This is a genomic window from Thermus scotoductus DSM 8553, from assembly GCF_000381045.1.
Lineage (GTDB): Bacteria > Deinococcota > Deinococci > Deinococcales > Thermaceae > Thermus > Thermus scotoductus.
Genome location: NZ_KB905803.1, coordinates 1 through 1,595, shown reverse-complemented (window position 1 = coordinate 1,595; position 1,595 = coordinate 1). Strand labels below are relative to the sequence as shown.

Annotated in this window: 3 protein-coding genes and 1 pseudogene; 3 read left to right on the top strand and 1 reads right to left on the bottom strand. The window is 57.9% G+C overall.

What is annotated here, in order from left to right; genetic code table 11:
• Positions 1 to 189 precede the first annotated feature (189 nt).
• The 3 genes from F604_RS0111595 to F604_RS0111585 are packed head-to-tail and all read left to right on the top strand — an operon-like array spanning position 190 to position 1,225.
• The gene (locus tag F604_RS0111595) at positions 190 to 702 is read left to right on the top strand and encodes a TetR/AcrR family transcriptional regulator (RefSeq protein WP_019551781.1); all 513 of its coding nucleotides are present in this window, start codon (positions 190 to 192) and stop codon (positions 700 to 702) included.
• A gap of 5 nt (positions 703 to 707) precedes the next feature.
• Positions 708 to 899: a DMT family transporter gene (locus tag F604_RS12350; protein WP_211209622.1), complete on the top strand. Its 192-nt coding sequence runs from the start codon at positions 708 to 710 to the stop codon at positions 897 to 899.
• Positions 896 to 1,225 (top strand): DMT family transporter, encoded by a 330-nt coding sequence (locus F604_RS0111585; protein WP_019551779.1) that lies wholly within the window; start codon positions 896 to 898, stop codon positions 1,223 to 1,225. Before F604_RS12350 ends, F604_RS0111585 begins: the two co-directional genes overlap by 4 nt.
• A 136-nt stretch (positions 1,226 to 1,361) precedes the next feature.
• On the opposite strand, the pseudogene F604_RS0111580 reads toward F604_RS0111585, so the two are convergent.
• Positions 1,362 to 1,595, bottom strand: a pseudogene (locus tag F604_RS0111580) (transposase); the annotation flags it as partial.

Genomic DNA, 1,595 nt, shown 5'->3' with positions numbered 1-1,595 from the left:
GGGCAAGAGGTGGGGGTTGGCGCGGGCGAAGCGTTCCACGCCCCTCAGGGAGTCCACGCGGGAAAGAAAAGCCACCAGAGGGTCATGCCTCTTATTAACCCCAAAGGCCGCATAGCGGTCAAGTCTGTGGAAAGAACTTCTCATCAAACTATAACGTCTGGACGGTACAGTTTGATGAGGGAGGTATGCATGCCAAAAATCGAAAACTCCAGTTTGATAGTCAAGGCGCGGATATTGCAGGCTGCTACGGAGGTGATACGGCGGGAAGGCGCGGTGGCCCTGACGCTGGAGACGGTAGCTAGGGAAGCTGGGGTCAGCAAAGGGGGGCTGCTATACCATTTCCCTGGCAAAGATGCTCTGCTAAAGGAACTCCTAGAATACCAGCTAAATGTGTTTGAACAGCGCCTCCAAGCCAGCGGTCTGCCTTTCGCTCAGGCCTATGTCAAACTGGGCGCCCAAGATGACTCGCAAGGGCTGTTCTTGGGGATGATGGCAGCGCTAGCCCTGAACCCCAGTTTGCTGGAAGTCGTGCGTGAACGCTGGCAGCGCTGGTATGCCCAAATTCCCCAGAACCCCGACGTGATGGTAGCGATGCTAGCCACCGACGGCATCTTCATAGCCGATATCCTCCAATTGGGTGTGCCAGAGGGCGAATACAAGCGAAAAGTTTTGCGGCGAATGCTGGAACTGGCAGGTGGCTGATGGCTATGGGCACCGCCTACGCTGTCTGGACGGGTATCGGGGCTTTCGGCACCGCGCTGGTGGGGATTCTCTTTTTGGGCGACCCCGCTACCGTGGGCCGCATCGCCTTCCTGGTGCTGCTGATTGGTTCGGTAATCGGCCTCAAACTGGTCTCACCGAACGACAGGAAACCCGCACAGGTCAAGGAGGTTTCGTGAACGGCTGGGTTTTGCTGTTGCTGGCAGTTGTGTTCGAGGTGATCGGTTCGACGGGTCTCAAAGCCTCGCAGGGCTTTAGTAAGCTGGGGCCCTCTGTGCTGGTGGTGGTGGGCTATGCCAGCGCCTTCTACTTTCTGAGCCTGGCGCTCAAAACCATTCCGCTCAACACCGCCTATGCGGTCTGGTCGGGGCTGGGCACAGCCCTCATTGCGGTATGGGGCTGGCTGGTGCTCAAAGAGCCCATGAACGGGGCAATTGCCCTGGGCATTGCACTCATTATTGTGGGTGTGGTGGTTTTGAACCTGGCCTTGAATACAGCTCACTGAGAGGGACAGTATTGCATACCGATTTCCTTGCTAGCAGACCACCAAGAGCTTTTTCAGCAGGTTAGGGCTCGAGGCCGATTTATACCGTGCGCTGGCTATGAACCAACGGTTCTATGCCATCCGCCAGACTTGACCGCTATACTGCATAGAGCCCCAGGAAGCGCAGGGCGGAGAGGGGGTTGAAGGAGAAGATTTCCAGGGCGGCTTTCTTCTCCCTCACCCCCTCCCGGTGAAGCTTGGAAACCAGGAAGGCCCGCAGCACCGCCAGCACCCACGCCCCCACCCCCCGCACCTGGCAGGCATCCTCGTGGAGGAGAACGTCCCGTACCCAAAAGGACCGGTTCTCTACCTCCCACCGGTAAAGGAGAAG

What these genes read in the sequence shown, in the direction of transcription:
- F604_RS12350 (WP_211209622.1), top strand. Translation starts at nt 708, where the DNA reads ATGGGCACCGCCTACGCTGTCTGGACGGGTATCGGGGCTTTCGGCACC.
- F604_RS0111595 (WP_019551781.1), top strand. Translation starts at nt 190, where the DNA reads ATGCCAAAAATCGAAAACTCCAGTTTGATAGTCAAGGCGCGGATATTG.